Annotated in this window: 13 protein-coding genes; 3 read left to right on the top strand and 10 right to left on the bottom strand. The window is 68.5% G+C overall.

Translation table 11 applies throughout. The features are described from left to right. Positions 1-89: 89 nt before the first annotated feature. Both AC07OA_RS13180 and AC07OA_RS13175 read right to left on the bottom strand, forming a co-directional pair. Positions 90-1,418, bottom strand: a complete 1,329-nt coding sequence (locus AC07OA_RS13180) for an oligogalacturonate lyase family protein (protein WP_494664259.1) — start codon at positions 1,416-1,418, stop codon at positions 90-92. Between the two features lie 8 nt (positions 1,419-1,426). Then, positions 1,427-3,409, bottom strand: a complete 1,983-nt coding sequence (locus tag AC07OA_RS13175; protein WP_494664258.1) for a rhamnogalacturonan lyase — start codon at positions 3,407-3,409, stop codon at positions 1,427-1,429. Between the two features lie 296 nt (positions 3,410-3,705). Between AC07OA_RS13175 and AC07OA_RS13170 the strand changes: the two genes are divergently transcribed. Together AC07OA_RS13170 and AC07OA_RS13165 are read left to right on the top strand one after the other, a co-directional pair. Then, complete coding sequence (locus AC07OA_RS13170) at positions 3,706-6,843, top strand: TonB-dependent receptor (protein WP_494664257.1); 3,138 nt, start codon at positions 3,706-3,708, stop codon at positions 6,841-6,843. 140 nt (positions 6,844-6,983) lie between these two features. After that, positions 6,984-7,211: a DUF4287 domain-containing protein gene (locus AC07OA_RS13165; protein ID WP_494664256.1), complete on the top strand. Its 228-nt coding sequence runs from the start codon at positions 6,984-6,986 to the stop codon at positions 7,209-7,211. Between the two features lie 3 nt (positions 7,212-7,214). On the opposite strand, the gene AC07OA_RS13160 is transcribed toward AC07OA_RS13165, so the two are convergent. Genes AC07OA_RS13160 through AC07OA_RS13145 form a run of 4 tightly spaced genes read right to left on the bottom strand, consistent with a single transcriptional unit; the run spans position 7,215 to position 11,542 of the window. Next, positions 7,215-7,883, bottom strand: coding sequence for a DUF6250 domain-containing protein (locus AC07OA_RS13160; RefSeq protein WP_494664255.1), 669 nt, complete (start codon positions 7,881-7,883; stop codon positions 7,215-7,217). Further along, positions 7,883-9,334, bottom strand: coding sequence for a rhamnogalacturonidase (locus tag AC07OA_RS13155; protein ID WP_494664254.1), 1,452 nt, complete (start codon positions 9,332-9,334; stop codon positions 7,883-7,885). Before AC07OA_RS13155 ends, AC07OA_RS13160 begins: the two co-directional genes overlap by 1 nt. Further along, positions 9,331-10,287 carry an alpha/beta hydrolase gene (locus tag AC07OA_RS13150; protein WP_494664253.1) on the bottom strand — a complete coding sequence of 319 codons (957 nt, stop codon included), beginning with the start codon at positions 10,285-10,287 and terminating at the stop codon, positions 9,331-9,333. The genes AC07OA_RS13155 and AC07OA_RS13150 overlap by 4 nt, the downstream gene beginning before the upstream one ends. Beyond that, positions 10,277-11,542 carry a rhamnogalacturonan acetylesterase gene (locus tag AC07OA_RS13145; RefSeq protein WP_494664309.1) on the bottom strand — a complete coding sequence of 422 codons (1,266 nt, stop codon included), beginning with the start codon at positions 11,540-11,542 and terminating at the stop codon, positions 10,277-10,279. The genes AC07OA_RS13150 and AC07OA_RS13145 overlap by 11 nt, the downstream gene beginning before the upstream one ends. A gap of 253 nt (positions 11,543-11,795) precedes the next feature. Between AC07OA_RS13145 and AC07OA_RS13140 the strand changes: the two genes are divergently transcribed. Further along, positions 11,796-12,473, top strand: coding sequence for a TetR/AcrR family transcriptional regulator (locus AC07OA_RS13140; RefSeq protein ID WP_494664252.1), 678 nt, complete (start codon positions 11,796-11,798; stop codon positions 12,471-12,473). Between the two features lies 1 nt (position 12,474). On the opposite strand, the gene folE is transcribed toward AC07OA_RS13140, so the two are convergent. From folE to AC07OA_RS13120, 4 genes are all read right to left on the bottom strand, one after another. Continuing rightward, positions 12,475-13,053 carry a GTP cyclohydrolase I FolE gene (gene folE / locus AC07OA_RS13135; RefSeq protein WP_494664251.1) on the bottom strand — a complete coding sequence of 193 codons (579 nt, stop codon included), beginning with the start codon at positions 13,051-13,053 and terminating at the stop codon, positions 12,475-12,477. A 93-nt stretch (positions 13,054-13,146) separates the two neighbouring features. Continuing rightward, positions 13,147-14,865 (bottom strand): class I adenylate-forming enzyme family protein, encoded by a 1,719-nt coding sequence (locus tag AC07OA_RS13130; protein ID WP_494664250.1) that lies wholly within the window; start codon positions 14,863-14,865, stop codon positions 13,147-13,149. A gap of 11 nt (positions 14,866-14,876) precedes the next feature. After that, positions 14,877-16,070: an FAS1-like dehydratase domain-containing protein gene (locus tag AC07OA_RS13125; RefSeq protein ID WP_494664249.1), complete on the bottom strand. Its 1,194-nt coding sequence runs from the start codon at positions 16,068-16,070 to the stop codon at positions 14,877-14,879. Between the two features lie 126 nt (positions 16,071-16,196). After that, entirely contained in the window at positions 16,197-17,003 is an 807-nt protein-coding gene (locus tag AC07OA_RS13120) for a helix-turn-helix domain-containing protein (RefSeq protein ID WP_494664248.1), read from the bottom strand. Positions 17,004-17,200: the final 197 nt, after the last annotated feature.

Genomic DNA, 17,200 nt, shown 5'->3' with positions numbered 1-17,200 from the left:
CCCGTAGGGGGCGGAGGACGCAAACGCGGGTCCTCTTCCCCCTATGGGGGAAGGAGGGCCGAAGGCCCGAAGGGGGCAAGTGGCGCGGCCTATCGGGCCGCCTTCGCCACCTCCACCGCATACACGTGGTTGGCCCCGTGCATGTTCGAGCGGAACACCACCCACTTGCCGTCCGGCGTGAAGTTGACGTTCGGCTCCAGGCGGTAGTCGTGGGCCTTCATGTTGACCAGGTGCTCGGCGTCCAGCACGCCCGGCTGGATCAGGGTCTCCGAGCCTGGGGCGTGGATGCCGGCCACGTCCGGGATGGCGCGAGGGTGCATCAGCCACAGCCATTTGCCGTCGGGGGCGTGGGCGACCATCTCGCTGTCGCCGCCGTCGCCGACGAACAGCTTGCCGTCCGGGGCGGTGTTGAAGTGCACCGACCAGGCGTTGCGCTCCAGGTGCAGCCAGGTGCGCTTGCCGGTGGCGATCTCGTAGCCGGCCACCCAGAAGTCCTCGCCGCGCGGGGTCTGCAGGTCGTACCAGACGGTCTTGCCGTCGGCGCTGAACCACTCGTGGCCGGCGATCTCCATGTTCATGGTCCGGGTGTGGATCTTGACGGGCGTGTCGCCCGTCTTGTCAGTGCGGACCAGCCACAGGCGGTCGACCTTGTGCCAGGGACCCTCGTGGCAGAACATCAGCAGGTGCGGGTCGGTGGGCGAGAACTGCAGGTGGTTCAGCCAGTCGGTCGCCTGGTGCACGACCTTGCGCTCGCCGGTCGCCGTGTCGATCGTGAAGATCTCCATCGGGATGCGGCTGTCCAGACGGGCGTTCAGCTGCACCTCGCGGCCCTCGGCGTAGGAGAGCTCGCGGCCGTCGGCGCTTTTCACGTCGTCGGGGTTCTTGGGCAGGGCGTCGGCGAGGTTCGGCGGGATCGGTACGTCGGTGCGGTTGGCCACCCCGGCCAGCAGGGTCTCGTCGGCGTTGATGGTCTGGATGCCGACGCCCTTGGGCAGCCTGGCGACCACGCGGGCCTTCTTCGTCTTGGGATCGACCGCCTCGACCGTCGCGGTCCCGTCTTCGGCGGTGCGCTGGAAATAGACCTGGCCGGTCTTGCGGCCGACGAACAACAGCCGGCCCTTGCCCTCGATGATCGGCTTGAGGGCATGGGTCTTCAGGTCGACCGCCGAGACGCCGTCCGGCGTGCTGATCATCAGCATCGACCCGTCGGGGGTGTAGCCGTTGAAGTTGAAATAGAGGCTGCCGCTGCCGGGCTTGTCCGACAGGCGGATCACGCGGTGGCCGGTGTCCTTGTCGACCCATTCGCGCGGCGGTTCGGTCGCGCCGGGCTTGGGCGCGGTCACGGCGTCCTGGGCCTGGGCGGACGGCGCCAGCACCATGAGCGCCAAGGCCAGGGCGGAGAGGAGAGGGGCTTTCATCGGAGGTCTCACTTCGTCCGGATGGCGGCGCGCGGCGGGGTCTTCATGCCTTCGCCCAGATAGAAGCTGGTGTGCGGCGGCTGGTTGTAGGCCGTGTTCTGCCAGGCGATCGACACCCGATACTGCGGATCGTGCATCAGGGTGACCAGGCGGCGCTCCGTGGCGTAGGGCGTGGCATAGATCCGCAGCGAGCGGTTGTCCTCGGCCCGCCAGATCACTTCCTCTCGCCAGTCGCCCAGGATGTCGGCCGACAGGGTCGGGGTGGCCTTGGTGCCGTTGTTGGAGATCATGCCCTCGGCGACCAGCAGGGGCTTGGCCTCGCTGGTCTTCCAGTCCCACTTGCTGATCTGGTTCTTGTCCAGCAGTTCGCGCAGGTCGTCGCCGTCCCACCAGACGGCGAAGTTCATCTGGCGGGGGTGCTTGACCCCTTCGATGGGCTTGCCCTGGGCGGTGTAGAGGGTGTCCTGGTTGCTGCCCCAGGCCTCTTCGCCGGGGAAGCGCGGATCGATGTCGGCGGTCAGGCCGCGCCCGGTGTCGGTCTGGGTCGGCGTGGTCCACAGCACCTTGCCGGTGCGGGCGTCGAGCATGGCCGCGCCGATGCCGCCGTTCTTGCCCGGGCTCTCGTGGACCCCGAACTTCTCGAGGCCTGGATGGGTGGGGTCCAGGTCCGACACGTGCATGGCGTCGCCGTGATAGAGCTCGGCGCTCCACAGGCCCTTGCCGTTGTCGTCCACCGCCATCGAGCCGTAGAGGATTTCGTCGCGGCCATCGCCGTCCACGTCGGCGACGCTGAGCTGGTGGTTGCCCTGGCCGCCGAACTTCTCGTTGCCGGGCGTGGTGCTGTCGAACAGCCAGCGCTGGGTCAGCTTGCTGTCGCGATAGTCCCAGGCCGCCAGGGTGGTGTGGCCGTAATAGCCGCGGGCGAAGATCAGGCTGGGGCGCTGGCCGTCCAGATAGGCCGTGCCGGCCAGGAAGCGGTCGGAGCGGTTGCCGTAGCCATCGCCCCAGGTCTCGGTCATCTGCTCGATGCTCGGCGCGTCGGTGCGCGGATCGCGCGGCGGCGAGTAGGGGGCGCTGGCCAGGGCCTTGCCGGTCAGGCCGTCGAACACGGTGACGTATTCGGGACCCTTGAGGATGCGGCCCTGCACGCGGGCCACCTTGGTCCCGTCCGGCAGGGTCGTGGCGCCGGTGCGGTCGGCCTGGGGCCGTTCGCCGCCGGTCTCGCGCCAGTCGGCGTCGGGATCGCCCAGCACCTTGCCGGTCCCGTCCACCGTGCCGTCGCTGGTGCGCAGGGCGACCTCGGCCTTGCCGTCGCCGTCCAGGTCATAGACCTGGAACTGGGTGTAGTGCGCCCCGGCCCGGATATTGCGGCCCAGGTCGATGCGCCACAGGCGCTGGCCCTCCAGCGTGTAGGCGTCGAGGAATACGTCGCCCGTATAGCCGCCGAAGGCGTTGTCCTTGGAATTGGTCGGGTCCCACTTGAGGATGATCTCGTAGCGGCCGTCGCCGTCCAGGTCGCCGACGCTGGCGTCGTTGGCGGTGTAGGAATAGGCCTCGCCCGCCGGGGTGACGCCGGCGGGCGGCGGTTCGATGGGGATGCTCAGATAGCCCTCGGCCCAGACCTTGGCGGGCTTGCCGGCGGGGGCCTCCTTGCCGCCGACCACGGCGCGGACCTCGTAGGCGGCGGCCGGGGTTCCGGTCTTGTCGACGAAGTTCGTGGGGCCGGTCAGGGGCTTGGCGTTCAGCTTGGCGCCGTCGCGATAGAGGTTGAAGGCGATCTTCGGCGAGTCGTCGCCCAGCAGCCGCCAGCTGACCAGGATTCCGCCGTCCACGGACGGCACGGCGACCACGCCGCGGTCCAGGGCCTCCATCTGGCGGGGGGCGATCCCGGGTTTGGCCAGGGCTGTTCCGCCCATGGACGACAGCGCCGTCGCGCCCAGCAAGACGGCCGCGACGGCCCGGGCGCTGCGGTTTTTTCCACGCTCGATCATGCGTCGAATCCCTTTGATTTCCCCGTTTTCCGGCTCGCGACGACCATTCTGCGCGGTCTTCGGGTCGGCCTAGAAGCCGCCTCGCGAGCGATGGCTTGAGCTTACATCACGGAAACAATCTTCTGTCTTCCCACAAAATGCGTTGACATCTCAGAATGTGGAACTATGGATATTGTATGAGAAATGCGCAGCCGTGCGCCGAAGTCAGCCCTCGCGGGTTGTCACCGGTGTCGGTCAAGCGCCCAGGGGACCTCTCGTCGGGAGGCCTCTAGGTCACGGTTAGAGGGAGGGAACCCATGCTTGCATTCACCAACCGCCGTCGTTCGGCTGTCGCGACCGCATCTCTGCTGGCGCTGACGGCGGGCCTCGCCTGCGGCGCCGCCCAAGCCCAGACGGCTCCGGCGCCGGTCGAGGACAAGGCCAGCGCCGTCGAGGAGGTGGTCGTCGTCGGCACGCGCGCCAGCCTGCAGTCGGCGATGAACCGCAAGAAGCGCAACGGCACCATCTCCGACTCGATCGTCGCCGAAGACATCAGCCAGTTCCCTGACAAGAACGTCGGCGAGGCCCTGGGCCGCATCACCGGCGTGCAGCTGGCCCGCGACTTCGGCGAAGGCAATGCGGTCTCGATCCGCGGCGTCGAGCCCGACCTGAACCGCGTCGAAATCAACGGCATGAGCACGCTGTCGACCGCCGGCAACCTGCAGGTCTACGGCGGCGGCGGCCGCTCCAACGACTTCCGCGAACTGGCCTCCGAACTGGTCCAGTCGATCGACGTGTTCAAGGGCTTCACCGCCGACATGACCGAAGGCGGCGTGGGCGGCACGGTGTCGGTCAAGACCCGCAAGCCCCTGGACTTCCGCAAGCCGACCCTGTCGCTGACCGCCTCGGCCCAGAACCTGGACACCGCCGACAGCTGGAAGCCGCGCGGCAACCTGTTCGCCGCCACCACCCTGTTCGACGACCGCCTGGGCCTGATGGCCAATGTCACCTACGACAACGTCGATACGCGCGGCGACTATGTCCGCAACAGCTCGTGGGGCCGCTTCGCCGACTTCGACGCCTCGGCCGACAAGACGGTCGACTACTACAGCACCGCCTACAACCAGCAGATCAACGACCTGGCGCGCAACGTCACCACCCAGGCCGGCTGCGCCGCCCTGACGACGCCCGACGCGACCCAAATCTCGACCACCAACCTGCGCACGGCCTGTTCGTCGCAGTGGTACGACTACGCCCCGCGCACCGCCCGCTACGGCGTCTGGACCCGCAACGACGAGCGCATCTCGGCGGAGTTCACCGCCCAGTACCGCTTCACCGACAAGATCGACGCCTGGGTCAGCTATAACCGCAACGAGCGCAAGCAGACCCTCAACGACATCAACTACGGCACCGACTTCACCTCGGCGATCCGCCTGCGCAACACGGCCACCGCCACCACCTGCTCGGCCACCGACACCACCGGCAGCTCGGTCAAGGTCGACGCCAACCACAACGTCATCGGCTATACGCTGGGCAACTGCCTCAACACAGCCAGCGCCGGCGGCAACAACGGCTTCGGCATCAGCGCTCGCGACTTCGCCTACGACTCCACCAGCAACTACTACAACTTCGGCGCCAACTATCGCGGCGAGCGCCTGCAGATCGAGTTCCAGGGCTCCAAGGCCGACACCAGCACCGTGTCGGAAACCAACAACGTCAGCGTCGGCTTCGACACGCCAGGCATGACGGTGACGCTGGACCCGTCGACCGGCAATCCGTCGTTCGTCTTCGCTCCGGGCTACAGCCCCAGCGACGCCTCGGCGATCCGCCAGTGGGTGATCCAGTACCGTCCGTCGAACTCGGGCTCGAAGGAAGAGCAGTACAAGCTGGACTTCGACTACGAGACCAACCTGCCGTTCATCAAGAAGATCGAGTTCGGCGGCCGCGCCACCGACTTCTCGACCAAGGGCTACGGCTACGGCGGCTTCATCATCGACGGCGGCGGCAACCCGTATTCGACCACCGACGACATCGTGATCTATTCGAACGCGGTGAACTCGACGGCGACGGTGCTCAACAGCCAGGTGGCCGACCAGACCAACCCGGTCAACGGCACGGCGGCCTACACCACCGGCTACTGGTCGACGACCGAGAACTGGTCGCGCGCGTTCTCCAACAGCGTGTTCGCCAACGCCATGACCGGCCTGCCCAGCAACTTCTATTTCGGCGGCGGCAACCTGCCGACCAGCTGGAATTACCCCGACTTCAACAAGGTCGCCCAGTACCTGGACACCTCGCACTTCAACCTCAACAACCTCGAAACCACGGTCGGCAACGACGGCAAGACCTACAATCAGATCCCGTATCTGATCCAGGAAAAGACCGACGCCCAGTACCTGAAGTTCAACTACAACTTCCCGCTCTTCTCGTACGAGATCGACGGCAACTTCGGCTGGCGCCGGGTCCACACCCAGACCACCGGCACCGGGGCCTCGACCCGTAGCGCCACCTATTCGGCGACCAACGGCGGCACCTCGACCACCTACGTGCTGAGCAACTCGGTCTCGACCATGACCAAGGACTACACGGTCTGGCTGCCCAGCTTTAACGTCGGCCTGTGGTTCATCCCCAACAAGCTGTCGGCCCGCGCCGGCTTCGCCCAGCTGATGGCCCGTCCGCGCATGGACTTCCTGATGCCGACGGTCAGCTGCACCACCGACAACTCGCCCGACGCCAACGGCGAGTTCGACGAGCCCAGTTGCACGGCCGGCAACCCGGATCTGAAGCCCTATCGCGCCAACCAGTACGACCTGAGCTTCGAATACTATCCGAACCAGGACACCCAGGTGTCGGTCGGCCTGTTCAAGAAGGACATCGAGTCGTTCTACGTCTCGTCGCGCACCCTGGTCGGCAAACGCGACGTCTACGGCGACGGCCAGCTCTACAACTACAACACCTACATCAACGGCGACGGCGCCAAGGTGTCGGGCGTGGAACTGACGGCCAAGACGGCCTTCACCTTCCTGCCGGGCTTCCTGTCGGGCCTCGGCGTCGACGTGAACTACACCTACCAGAAGGCCAAGAACGTCCGCCTCTACTCGGTGCTGGACGGAACGCCCCTGCCGTTCCCGGGCCTGTCCTCGGACAGCGCCAACCTGACGGTCTGGTATGACAAGGGCCCGATCAACGCTCGCCTGGCCTACAACTACCGCTCCAAGTACCTGGTCTCGGCCGCCGACACCTCGGGCCAGCCGGTCTATCGCGACCCGACCGGCTACCTGGACGGCAAGGTCACCGTGAAGCCCGGCTTCTCGTGGGCGCCCGGCCTGTCGTTCTTCGTCGAAGGCAAGAACCTGACCAAGGAAGAAGAGCGTTCGACCGCGGGCGACATCCGCCTGACCGAACTGGCCTATTTCGGTCGCCGCTTCTTCGTCGGCATGACAGCGAAGTTCTAGGATCGGGTCCTTCGGGATCGAACCTTATCGGAAGGCCGCGCCGGATCCCGGCGCGGCCTTTTCGTTTTTGGGTTGGGCCTGTCGGGACGGCGTGGTCCCGTCCGTCCTCGAGGCAGCACCCAGCAAGCGAGGACAAGCCGATGTCGTTCCAAGCCTATCTCGACACCATCCAGGCCAAGACCGGCCTCGACGCCGAGGCGCTGAAGGCTCGGGCCGACGCCCTGGGCCTGTCGGAGGGCGGGGTGCTCAAGGCCGGGGTGAAGGCCGGCCAGGTGGTGGAATGGGGCAAGGGCGAGCTGGGCCTGGGTCACGGCCACAGCATGGCGATCTACGCCCTGCTGTCGGGCAAGCGGAAACCCGGCGACTGAGGGTCAGGCCAGGGCCAACACCCGGAACCGCCGCACCCGCAGGTGGCTCTGGGTGGTGCGCAGGCCGAACCAGCCGCGCGTGTAGGGCTCGGTGTCGTCCAGCGCGAACAGCTTGCGCCCGTCGTTCCAGTACTGGATCAGGCCGCCATCGGCGACCAGGCGCACGGTCTGCCAGCGGTTGGGAACCAGCATTTCGTCAGCGCCCGCGTGATCGTGCTGCGGCAGCAGCGGCCGGTCGCCCGGACGTCCCACATAGCGACGAAAGCGGGTCGAGGTGTTCCCGTTGCCGCCCTGGCCCACATAGTAGGTCTTCAGGGTGTCGTAGTCGGCGAAGGCGCCTGTGCGCGGCGCGGTGAGGGGACTGGTCCCGTCGGCGTTCCGCGCCATCCAGAAGGCGTTGAGGTCGCTGACCCGGTCATTGGGACCGCCGGCCGACACGGCCTGGGCCTGGTACTCGATGGCCACGGGACCGACCAGTTCGGGCCGAAACCACAGGGTCAGGCCGGCGGGTGTGTCGATGTCCAGCACGCCGCCCCGGACGCTCACCTTGGCGGGCTTCTCGGCTTCGAGCGTCCATCGGTCCAGGCGGTGGAAGTCGTCGGCGTGCAGGCGACGGCCGGGTGCGGAGACGGGAAGGGCGACGAGGCCGGAAAGCAGGGTGCGACGGTCCATCAGTCTTCCTCCAGGGCGTCCAGCCCGCCCAGCGCCGCGCGCCGGACCGACTGCAGCAGGATCGCCGGGCGCGGGTCGGGCGTGGCGGTCTCGATGCGGACGTTGTCCAGCGTCAGGCCCTCGACATGCCGCGCCCACAGGCCGTGGACCGGGGTGGGGCCGAACATGCTGGGCTCGGGATAGGCGTCGGCCATGTCGCCCGGTCGCCGCTCGGCCCAGGCCGGTTCGCCGCCGCCGGCATAGACCAGGCGGATGTCTTTCAGGTCCACGTCCTGGACCCGGTGGCCCTCCAGGCCGGCCAGGATGGCGGCGTAGTCGGACAGGATTTCGAGGGCCGTCAGCCCCCGGATCCTGATCCGCCGCAGGCCGCCCGGCGCCGTCCCCTCCGGCCCACGGCCCCGATGGCCCAGGCGCAGGAAGAGGGGCGCGGTGGTCACCTCGCGCATCGTGACATTCTCGATCGTCACGTCCTCGATCACGCCGCCGTCGACCGTCTCCAGGGCCAGGCCTCGCGAGCGGACGAACGTGCAGTCACGGACGACGATCTGGCGGAAGTCGCCGTTGGACTCCGTGCCCAGCTTGATGCGGCCGGTGACGCGGTCCTGGTCGGGCGCCCGCTGTTGGGTGCGACCCAGCGTGCCGTCCAGCAACGTCCCCTCGTCGAAGCCGCTGACCTGGCAGCGCGCGATCTCGACCCGTTCGGTCGAGCGCACCTCGCCCAGGGCCAGCGAGCTCTTCAGCACGATGGCGTCGTCGTTGGGGGTGTTGACCCGGCAGTCGGTGATCGCGACGTCGCGGCAGCTGTCGATGTCCAGGCCGTCGCGGTTGGTGTCGATGGTCAGTTCACGGATCGTCAGGCGTTCGCAACCCGTGGCCAGCACCGCGAAGTGGCCGCCGCGACGGATCGTGAAGCCTTCCAGCCGCGCGTGGCGGGCGTTCTTCAGGGCGATGGCCTTGTTGCCCTGGCCGATCATCGCCTCGCGCTCGGGCACGAGGATGGCCATGGCCTGCGCCGACAGCCCCGCCATGCTGACCGGGAACTCGCCGGCCTGGCGCGTCCAGCGCGAGCCGGGGCCTTCGCGGGTCAGGCCCGCGCCGTCGATCATTCCCGGACCGACGACGGCCACGTCCTCGACCCCGTCGCCCCAGATCAGGCTGTTGCGCCAGTGGCTGTGGCCGAAGTCCTGGTAGAGGTCGAAAGGATTGGGCTCGGGCGGGTCGTAGGCCCCGCCGTGACGGACCGGATCGGCGGCCTCCAGCACGCAGCCTTCGTCCAGACGCAAGGTGACGCCGCTCAGCAGCCGGATCGAGAACGAAAGCCAGCGTCCGGCCGGCAGAACCACCTCGCCGCCGCCCGCCGCGTGGGTCGCCTGGATCGCCGCGTTGATGGCGTCGGTGTCCAGGGTCTCGCCATCCCCCCGCGCGCCGAACGTGCGGACGTCGAAGGTCACGCGTAGAGCCCGTGGCGCTTGAGGAAGGCGCTCAGCAGGGCGGGCCAGGGCATGGCGACGCCGCCGGGTCCGGTGAGGCCAAAGCCGTGGCCGCCGGTCTCGAAGACGTGCAGCTCGCTGGCGATCTTCTTGGCGCGCAGGGCCTGGAACATCAGCAGGCTGTTCTCCATCGGCACCACGCGATCGTCAGCCGCCGCGGCGATGAAGGTCGGCGGGGCGTCGGCGGGGATGTCGTGCTCGGCCGAGACCGCCAGGCGCTGGGCCTCGGTCGGATTGGCGCCCAGCAGCGACTTCAGCGAGCTGCCGTGGGCGTGCGGCGCGGTCATGGTCACGACCGGATAGAACAGGCCCGCCGCGTTCGGCCGGGTGGACAGCTTGTCGGCCTCGTCGACCGGAGCATAGGTCTCGCGGCCGAACTGGGTGGCCAGGCGCGCGGCCACGTGGCCGCCGGCCGAGAAGCCGGTCACGGCGATCCGTTCGGGGTCGAGGCCCCACTTGCCGGCGTTGGCGCGGATCAGGCGGATGGCCCGCTGGGCGTCCTGCAGCGACACGTCCGGCCCCGCCGCCCAGCCGTCGGCCGGCAGGCGGTAGTCCATGACGAAGGCGGTGACGCCCTGGTCGGCGATCCAGGCGTCGATGGGACCGCCCGCCTTGCCCACCGCCACGCGGATGTAGCCGCCGCCCGGGATCATCAGGATCGCCGCGCCGTTCGGCTTGGCCGGCCGGCGCATGGTCAGCCAGGGCCTGGTGACGTTGAGATAGGCCGTGTCGTTGGGATCGCCGCCGGGCTTGCGCAGGATCACCTGCTCGGTGACCGTCACCTTCTCGCCGCCGGGCGGCTTGCCGGGCCACAGGTCCATGGCCTCGATGGCCGGGGCCTGAGCGCGGACGACGGCGGGCGCGGCGACGGCCAGGGCGCCCAGGCCCAGCAGCGAGCGACGATCAGTTTCCACGCGGAGCCTCGGAACTATGGGCGGCGCTGGCCGCCAGGACGAACGTATCGGGCGAGGGCGGCTTGGCCGGGTCGAACGGCGGGCCGTCGGCCAGGTGGGCGGCCAGCTCCGGAACCTGGGTCCGGATCCCCGCGACCACGCACTGGGCCAGCACATAGGCGCCGTAGTTGTTGTGGTGGGTGGCGTCCTTGCCGCCGTCGTTGAAGGCCTTCCAGGCGTTGTCGGGACCGAGAGCCTCGTAGAAGGCCGCGCTCATCGTGTTCAGGTCGATCACCGGGACGCCGGTCTCGGCGCCCACGGCGCGGACGGCCTCTGGATAGTCGCCCAGGGTGTTCACCACCTTGCCGGCCGCGTCGAACTTGCGCCGGTGCATCGAGGTCACCAGCACGGGCTTGGCGCCCCGTCGCCGGGCCTCGCCGATGTAGGCCTTCAAATAGTCGCGATAGGTGGTGGCGGCCTCGGCATAGGTCTGGGGCCAGTTGGCCTTCTGGTCGTTGTGGCCGAACTGGATCAGCAGCCAGTCGCCCGGCTTGATGCGGCTCAGCAGCTTGTCGAGACGCCGTTCCACCAGAAAGGCCTTCAGGGTCTCGCCGGACTCGGCGTGATTGGCCACCGAGACCTCGGGCTTGAAGAACCGGGGCAGCATCTGGCCCCAGCTGGCCGCCGGCTCGAAGCGCTGGTCGGTGACGGTGGAGTCGCCGGCCAGATATACGACGGGCGCGGTCACGGGCTCGACCCGCAGGCGGCGCAGGGCCGGGGTGGGACCGCAGAACTCCAGGGTCAGCTTGTCGTCCCAGTCGTACGAGCCTTCCTCGCGCGGATTGAGCGCCACCCGCGTGCCGCCCGGGGCGTTCGGCGGCGGGGCGATGAGGACGGGGGTGCGGACGTTGACGATGAACTCGACCGTCGTCGTCTTGCCCGCCTTGGCCGTGATCCGCTCGGCCATCAGCCGCCGGGACTCGGCCTTGACCGTGGTGTCGGAGGCGGCCTTGCCGCCCAGCTCCAGGGTCACGCGGTAGTCGCCCTCGGGCACGGCCAGCGAGAACAGGAACGGCCCGCCGGCGGGGGAGGGCTCGAAGCCGTGGCCGACGGCGGGGTCGTAGGCGACGCCCCGCGACACGCGGACATGGCCAGGGGCGAGCTTGTCGTCGCCGAAGTCGAAGGCCCAGGCCTGCATCGGTTTCACCGCCTCCGCCGCCCAGGCCGGGATCGCCGGCGCGACCGCGATGGCGGCCAGGACGGCGCGTCTATGCATCGTCACGGCGCGGCCTCCCAAGCTTGCGATCTTCGTCGCGCTGTCAGGATCGCAGGAATATCGGCCGGGCCGCGTCCTGGCAACGAATTTCATATGTCGAGATATTGTCCCGTAAAATGGAACTTGAAGGATGGATTTGATCGGCCAGGCGGGAAGGCCGGGCGCGGGGCAATTGCCGTTTAGCCCGCCGTCCGCCCGATGATAGAACAGGCCGTACCGTGATCGATCGGGATCCGAGGGGAGCTTTTCCAAGATGGCGACTGCCGCGACCAAGCCGCCCCTCAGCCACAATCTGGATGGCCAGAAGCTGGGCAGCAAAGGTCGCGTCACCCGCGAGCGCGTCCTGGCCGCCACCCACCGCCTGCTGGCCGAGCCCGACGCGGTGATCTCGCTGACCGCCGTGGCGCGCGAGGCGTCGCTGGGGATGACGACCCTCTACCTCTATTTCAGCGACCTGACCGAGCTCTTGCTGGCGGTGCTGGACCCGATCATGGCCTCGGCCGAGGACTCCTATGTCGCCCATCTGCGCCAGCACTGGCCCGACGAGACCCTGGCCGAGCACTGCGTGGAGTTCGTCGAGTCCTATCACGCGTTCTGGCAGCGCCACACGCGCATCCTGCACCTGCGCAACAGCTTCGCCGACGCCAACGACGTGCGCATGCGCGAGTTCCGGATCCAGGTGGCCCAGCCCCTGATGCGGCTGCTGGTGCAACAGATGGGCGGCGATCCGGCCGTGCCGCGTTCGCCGGCGGCCGCCATGGCCACGGTGCTGCTGACCAGCATCGAGCGCCTGATCACCGTGACCACCGACGTCAACTTCTCGCGCCTGTCGATCGACGATCCGGTCGAGCACATCCACGGCCTGCTGAAGGCCGAGGCGCGCATCCTGGAGCTGGGCGTGCGCGACGCCCGGGCGGCCGCCCAGGCCTAGACTAGAACCCCATCAGCGACAGGATTTCGCGCCGCGAGCGCTCGTCGTCGCGGAACACCCCCATCATCCGGCTGGTCTTCATGGCCACGCCCGGTGTGCGCACGCCGCGGCCGCTCATGCAGGCATGGCTGGCCTCGATGACCACGGCCACGCCCAGGGGCCTCAGATTGTCCCACAGGCAGTCGGCGATCTGCGCGGTCAGGCGCTCCTGCACCTGCAGCCGACGAGCATAGCCGTGCAGCACCCGCGCCAGCTTGGAGATGCCCACCACCCGGTCCTTGGGCAGATAGGCGATGTGGGCCTTGCCGATGATCGGGGCCATGTGGTGCTCGCAGTGCGACTGGAAGGGGATGTCCTTCAAGAGCACGATGTCGTCGTAGCCGCCCACCTCCTCGAACACCCGCGACAGGTGGACGCCGGGGTCCTCGTCATAGCCCTCGCAGTATTCCTTCCAGGCCCGCGCCACCCGCGAGGGGGTGTCGACCAGGCCCTCGCGCTCGGGATCCTCGCCGGTCCAGCGGATCAGGGTGCGGATGGCGTCCTGCACGTCGTCGGGCACGGGCGGCTTGGCAGCGGGCATCGATCGTCTCCCTCGGGCTCGCATCACTAGAGCTTCAGGAGCCGTCGGGTTCCGCCCCGCCGCCGGACATCGTCCAGGCGGTGAGCGCCGCCCCTAGGCCAGGCGGGCGGCGGCCAGTTCGCGCAGGGCGCCGGTCTTGACCTTCTCGCTGCCGGTCACGGCGAACTCGTCCTCGCGGAAGAACAGCACTTCGCGCGGGACCTTGAAGCTGGCCAAGCGCTCCTTGAGGAAGTCCTGAACCGCGCGGCCGTCCAGCCGGGCGTCGTCGTGCGGCACGATGCAGGCCACCACCACCTCGCCCAGGTCGTCGTGGGGCACGCCCACGGTCTGGGCGCGCTTGATTCCCGGATAGGCGGCCAGCACCGCGTCCACCTCCAGCGGCGAGACGTTGGCCCCGCCGGTCTTGATGATGTCGCTCAGCCGGCCTTCCCAGAACAGGTAGCCGTCCTCGTCGACATAGCCGCCGTCGCCGGTGTGGAAGAAGCCCTCGTCGTCGAAGGTCTCGTCCAGGGTCTTGCCCACATAGCCCAGCATCAGGGTCGGACCCTTGACCCCAATCTCGCCCCGCTGGCCGCGCGGCACGACGGCGCCGGTCAGGGGATCGAAGACCTTCAGGATGTTGCCCGGCAGCGGCTGGCCGAAGCTGCCGCGATATTCTTCGAACGGGGTGTTGGCCTCGACGGCGGTGTTGATGGTCAGGGTCTCGGTCGTGCCGAAGGCCGGGCACATCTTCCAGTCGGTCTTCCGGTAGGTCGGGTGCTCGAAGATCTTGGAGCCATAGGTCACGTAGTGCAGGCTGGAGAGGTCGGCGCCAGGCCACTTCTCCGAGGCCTCCAGCCGCGCCCACTGGTGGGGGCGGCCGATGGCGAAGCTGACGCGCTCGTGCTGGATCAGGTCCAGGGCCTCCTCGGCCTGGAAGACCGGCTGCAGCACCACCGATCCGCCGGTGGTCAGGGCGTAGCCCACCACCTGCGAGATGTTGCCCGACCAGAAGAAGCCGTTGCCGGTCCAGCAGCGGACGGGGAAGTTCACCGGGTCCAGGTCCATGATCCGGGGCCAGCGCCACCACTGGATGGCGAAGGCGCGCTGGGTGTGGACGATGCCCTTGGGCAGGCTGGTGGTGCCCGACGAGAAGAACAGCGCCGCCGCGTCCGAGGGCTTGGCGGTGGCCGCGCGGGCCTCGACCGTGGCGTCGGCGACCGCCGCGCCGCCGGCCAGGAAGTCGGCCCAGGTCTCCACCGCCGCGCCGTCGGGGGCGGGCGTCCCGCTGCCGGCCGTCACGCTGTCCAGCGCCACCAGCCGCCGCAGGAACGGGAACTTGGTCGAGGCGATCTTGTCGGGCGCGCCGGTCAGGATCGCCGGCTCCAGCTCGGCCAGCATGGCGCCGAAGTCCTTCTTCAGCACCTGGCGGTCGTAGAGCAGGATCGAGACCCCGCCGGCCTGCAGCAGATATTCCAGCTCGTTGGGCGTGGAGAAGGTGCTCAGCGACACCGTCACCCCGCCGGCCAGGGCGACGCCGAACAGGCTGGACAGGTGCTCGGGCCGGTTGGTCATCAAGACGCCGACGCGGCTGTCCTTGCCCACGCCCGCGGCGACCAGGGCCTTGGCGACCTCGACCGAGCGACTCCAGAGGTCGTCATAGCTCCAGGCCACGCGCTCGCCGTCCGGCAGGCGGATGACCAGGGCCTCCTTGCCCGCGTGGCGGCGCGTGACCTCGCGGACATAGCCCGCGATGGTCAGCGGGCCCAGGTTCGGCTCGTCGGAGAGCGGCGCGCCATGGACTATGGACGGCCGGGCGGTGGTGATGGTCATCGCCGTCGGTCCTAGTAGGGCAGGCCGACGTCGGCCTTGCCGGTCAGGATCGTTTCGCCCTCCTGGGTGGTCATGCGCAGCGACACCACCACCATCGGCCCGCCATAGGGCGAGACGTCGATCTTCTCGACCACCTCGGCGTCGATATAGGTCACGTCGCCCTCGAAGGCCGGGCTGCGGAACTGGGTCTTGGAGTGCCAGATGTAGCCGTCGTGGCCGGCCCAGTAGGCGATGGTGTCCAGGTGCCAGGCGTTCATCGAGGCGCCGTAGCCATAGGCCCCGCCCATGCCGATCTTCTCGGCCTTGTCGGCATTGATGTGGCCGCTGGACGGGCCGTGATAGAGGCCGTCGTGCATGCGCGGGTCGATCTTCGAGGCCTCGTGGTCGTAGGTCATGGACTCGCCGAAGCCGGCGTCCTCCTTGGCCGGATCGACCACGCCCTCGGGCGGGTTCCAGCGCCAGGTACCCCAGATGTTCTGGCGGTGGGCGCGGCACTCGTTGGCGAAGGTGACCACCGAGTGCGGACCGACCACGCGGCGGGGTAGCTTGTCGCCGACCTTCACGTCGCCGTAGCGCGGCGAGACGCCCTCGCGGTTGGACAGAATCCACTGGTGGCGCAGGGCATTGACCTCGGCCAGTTCCTCCGAGGTCCAGCGCTTGGGGGCGCGGCGGTTCTTGCCGTAGACGCCGCGCTTGTTGGCCTCCTCGACCAGGTAGCGGATGGCGGTGGCGCGCTCCTTGGCGATCAGGGCGCCATGCTGGTTGCGGTGCGTGGTGTCGCCGCGCGAGAACATGGTCGGGCCGGCGAACGAGGTGTCGCTGACGCTGTAGCCGTCGAAGCGGCGCTCCTGGAACAGCTTGTCGCCCGGGCGGATCTCGTTGCCGTAGAACCACCACTCCTCGCCGCCGAAGATCAGGTGGGTGCCCGGCACCTTGCCCACGCAGGCCGGGTGGCAGCCGTGGCCGTAGTCCATGGCCACCGTGAAGGACTGGGGGGCGACCACGCCGCCGAACTTCGAGGCCTTGGCGAATTCCTCGTCCCAGTGGATCGGGTTGGCGTAGTCCAGGGCCTGCACCCAACGGCGGATGTCGGTGGCGTTGCAGGGGTCCCACATCTCCGCGAAGATGACGGGCTTGCCCACCCACTTGTCGACGTCGCTGGTGTCCAGTTCGACCTTGTCGATGGCGGCGGCGGTGTCGGACATCCAAAACTCTCCAGACGGATCGGTGCGGTGAAGCGCGGCCATAGGGCGACCGCGCTCGGGCGTCTGCCCGGCGCGGCGCGCTTGGGTTGGTGGCGGTCTAGGCGACGGGCGGCAGGATGCGCCCCGTCAGGCGGCGCTCGAAATCGATTGCGCCTCGGCGTCCTCTTCGATCGCCGGAGCGATGCTGCGCTGGACCGATTTCTGCAGCAGGGCGACCAGGGCCTGGGGATCGATGTCGGCGTTCGGCTCGTGGATGAAGCTCAGCACCATCGGACGCTCGCCCAGTTCTACGGGCATCAGGACAGCGGCCATCTGGGCGCTGCTGCCGAACGAGGCCGGGCCGATGGCGAAGTCCTGCCGCGCCAGGTCCTGGATGTGCAGGCTCATGTCGGGATAGCTGAACTTGCGCTCGTCGGGCGCCTCGGCGTTCAGGCGGCGGATCACGCCGGCCCGGCGCTCGGCCCGCACCGTCGACAGCAGGAGCTGGCCGGCGGCCGAGCCGCACAGGGCGTCCTGCTCGCCGTTGCGCAGGTCGCCCTGGACGCGCGGCAAGTATTTCGAGCCCGCGGCCCAGCGGAAGATCTGGGCGTTCAGCCCCACCATGCCCACCAGGGCGACGCCCAGGCCGGTCTGCGAGACCAGGCGCTCGATCAGGGTCGAGAGGCTGCCGTCGCGCATGAAGTTGGGCTGGGACAGCGAGCCCAGGATCGCCGCGCGCGGGGTCAGGGAATAGAAGCGCGAACCGGTTTCGCGATAGAGCAGGCCAAGCTCCACAAGGCTGGCCAGCAATTCCGAGGTGCTCGACTGGGGTCGATTGTATCGGCGGACAATATCCATGACCGTGGCCTGACGGTTATGCTCGTCGAAGAACTCAAGCACTTCCACGACGCGGCGAGCGGTCTTGGCCTTGTTGCTGTCGAGAACGGTGGACATCACGCCTCCCCTTATATTTTCCAGCAGGCTGACCCCATCGGAAGGGTGTGTCAAGAAAAACCGAGAGCGCCTCGGTTTATCGGTTCGTAGGTTGGACGAAACCGATTTCACGGGTCCATTCCACGGCCCTTCCGCCGACCGGCGGCGGCGCAATTGTCTGGAGATGATCGCGGTCTTGCCGCCCGCCGGAGGCTCGA

This window comes from Caulobacter sp. GW821-FHT09B08, from assembly GCF_059418225.1.
Note: the sequence above shows the minus strand (reverse complement) of the source record. Positions and strands in the feature narration are given on the sequence as shown.

Coding starts and splice junctions, on each gene's coding strand:
- folE (WP_494664251.1), bottom strand. CDS start 13,053: ATGCCCGCTGCCAAGCCGCCCGTGCCCGACGACGTGCAGGACGCCATC.
- AC07OA_RS13120 (WP_494664248.1), bottom strand. CDS start 17,003: ATGTCCACCGTTCTCGACAGCAACAAGGCCAAGACCGCTCGCCGCGTC.
- AC07OA_RS13165 (WP_494664256.1), top strand. CDS start 6,984: ATGTCGTTCCAAGCCTATCTCGACACCATCCAGGCCAAGACCGGCCTC.
- AC07OA_RS13175 (WP_494664258.1), bottom strand. CDS start 3,409: ATGATCGAGCGTGGAAAAAACCGCAGCGCCCGGGCCGTCGCGGCCGTC.
- AC07OA_RS13160 (WP_494664255.1), bottom strand. CDS start 7,883: ATGGACCGTCGCACCCTGCTTTCCGGCCTCGTCGCCCTTCCCGTCTCC.
- AC07OA_RS13180 (WP_494664259.1), bottom strand. CDS start 1,418: ATGAAAGCCCCTCTCCTCTCCGCCCTGGCCTTGGCGCTCATGGTGCTG.
- AC07OA_RS13130 (WP_494664250.1), bottom strand. CDS start 14,865: ATGACCATCACCACCGCCCGGCCGTCCATAGTCCATGGCGCGCCGCTC.
- AC07OA_RS13125 (WP_494664249.1), bottom strand. CDS start 16,070: ATGTCCGACACCGCCGCCGCCATCGACAAGGTCGAACTGGACACCAGC.
- AC07OA_RS13145 (WP_494664309.1), bottom strand. CDS start 11,542: ATGCATAGACGCGCCGTCCTGGCCGCCATCGCGGTCGCGCCGGCGATC.
- AC07OA_RS13140 (WP_494664252.1), top strand. CDS start 11,796: ATGGCGACTGCCGCGACCAAGCCGCCCCTCAGCCACAATCTGGATGGC.
- AC07OA_RS13170 (WP_494664257.1), top strand. CDS start 3,706: ATGCTTGCATTCACCAACCGCCGTCGTTCGGCTGTCGCGACCGCATCT.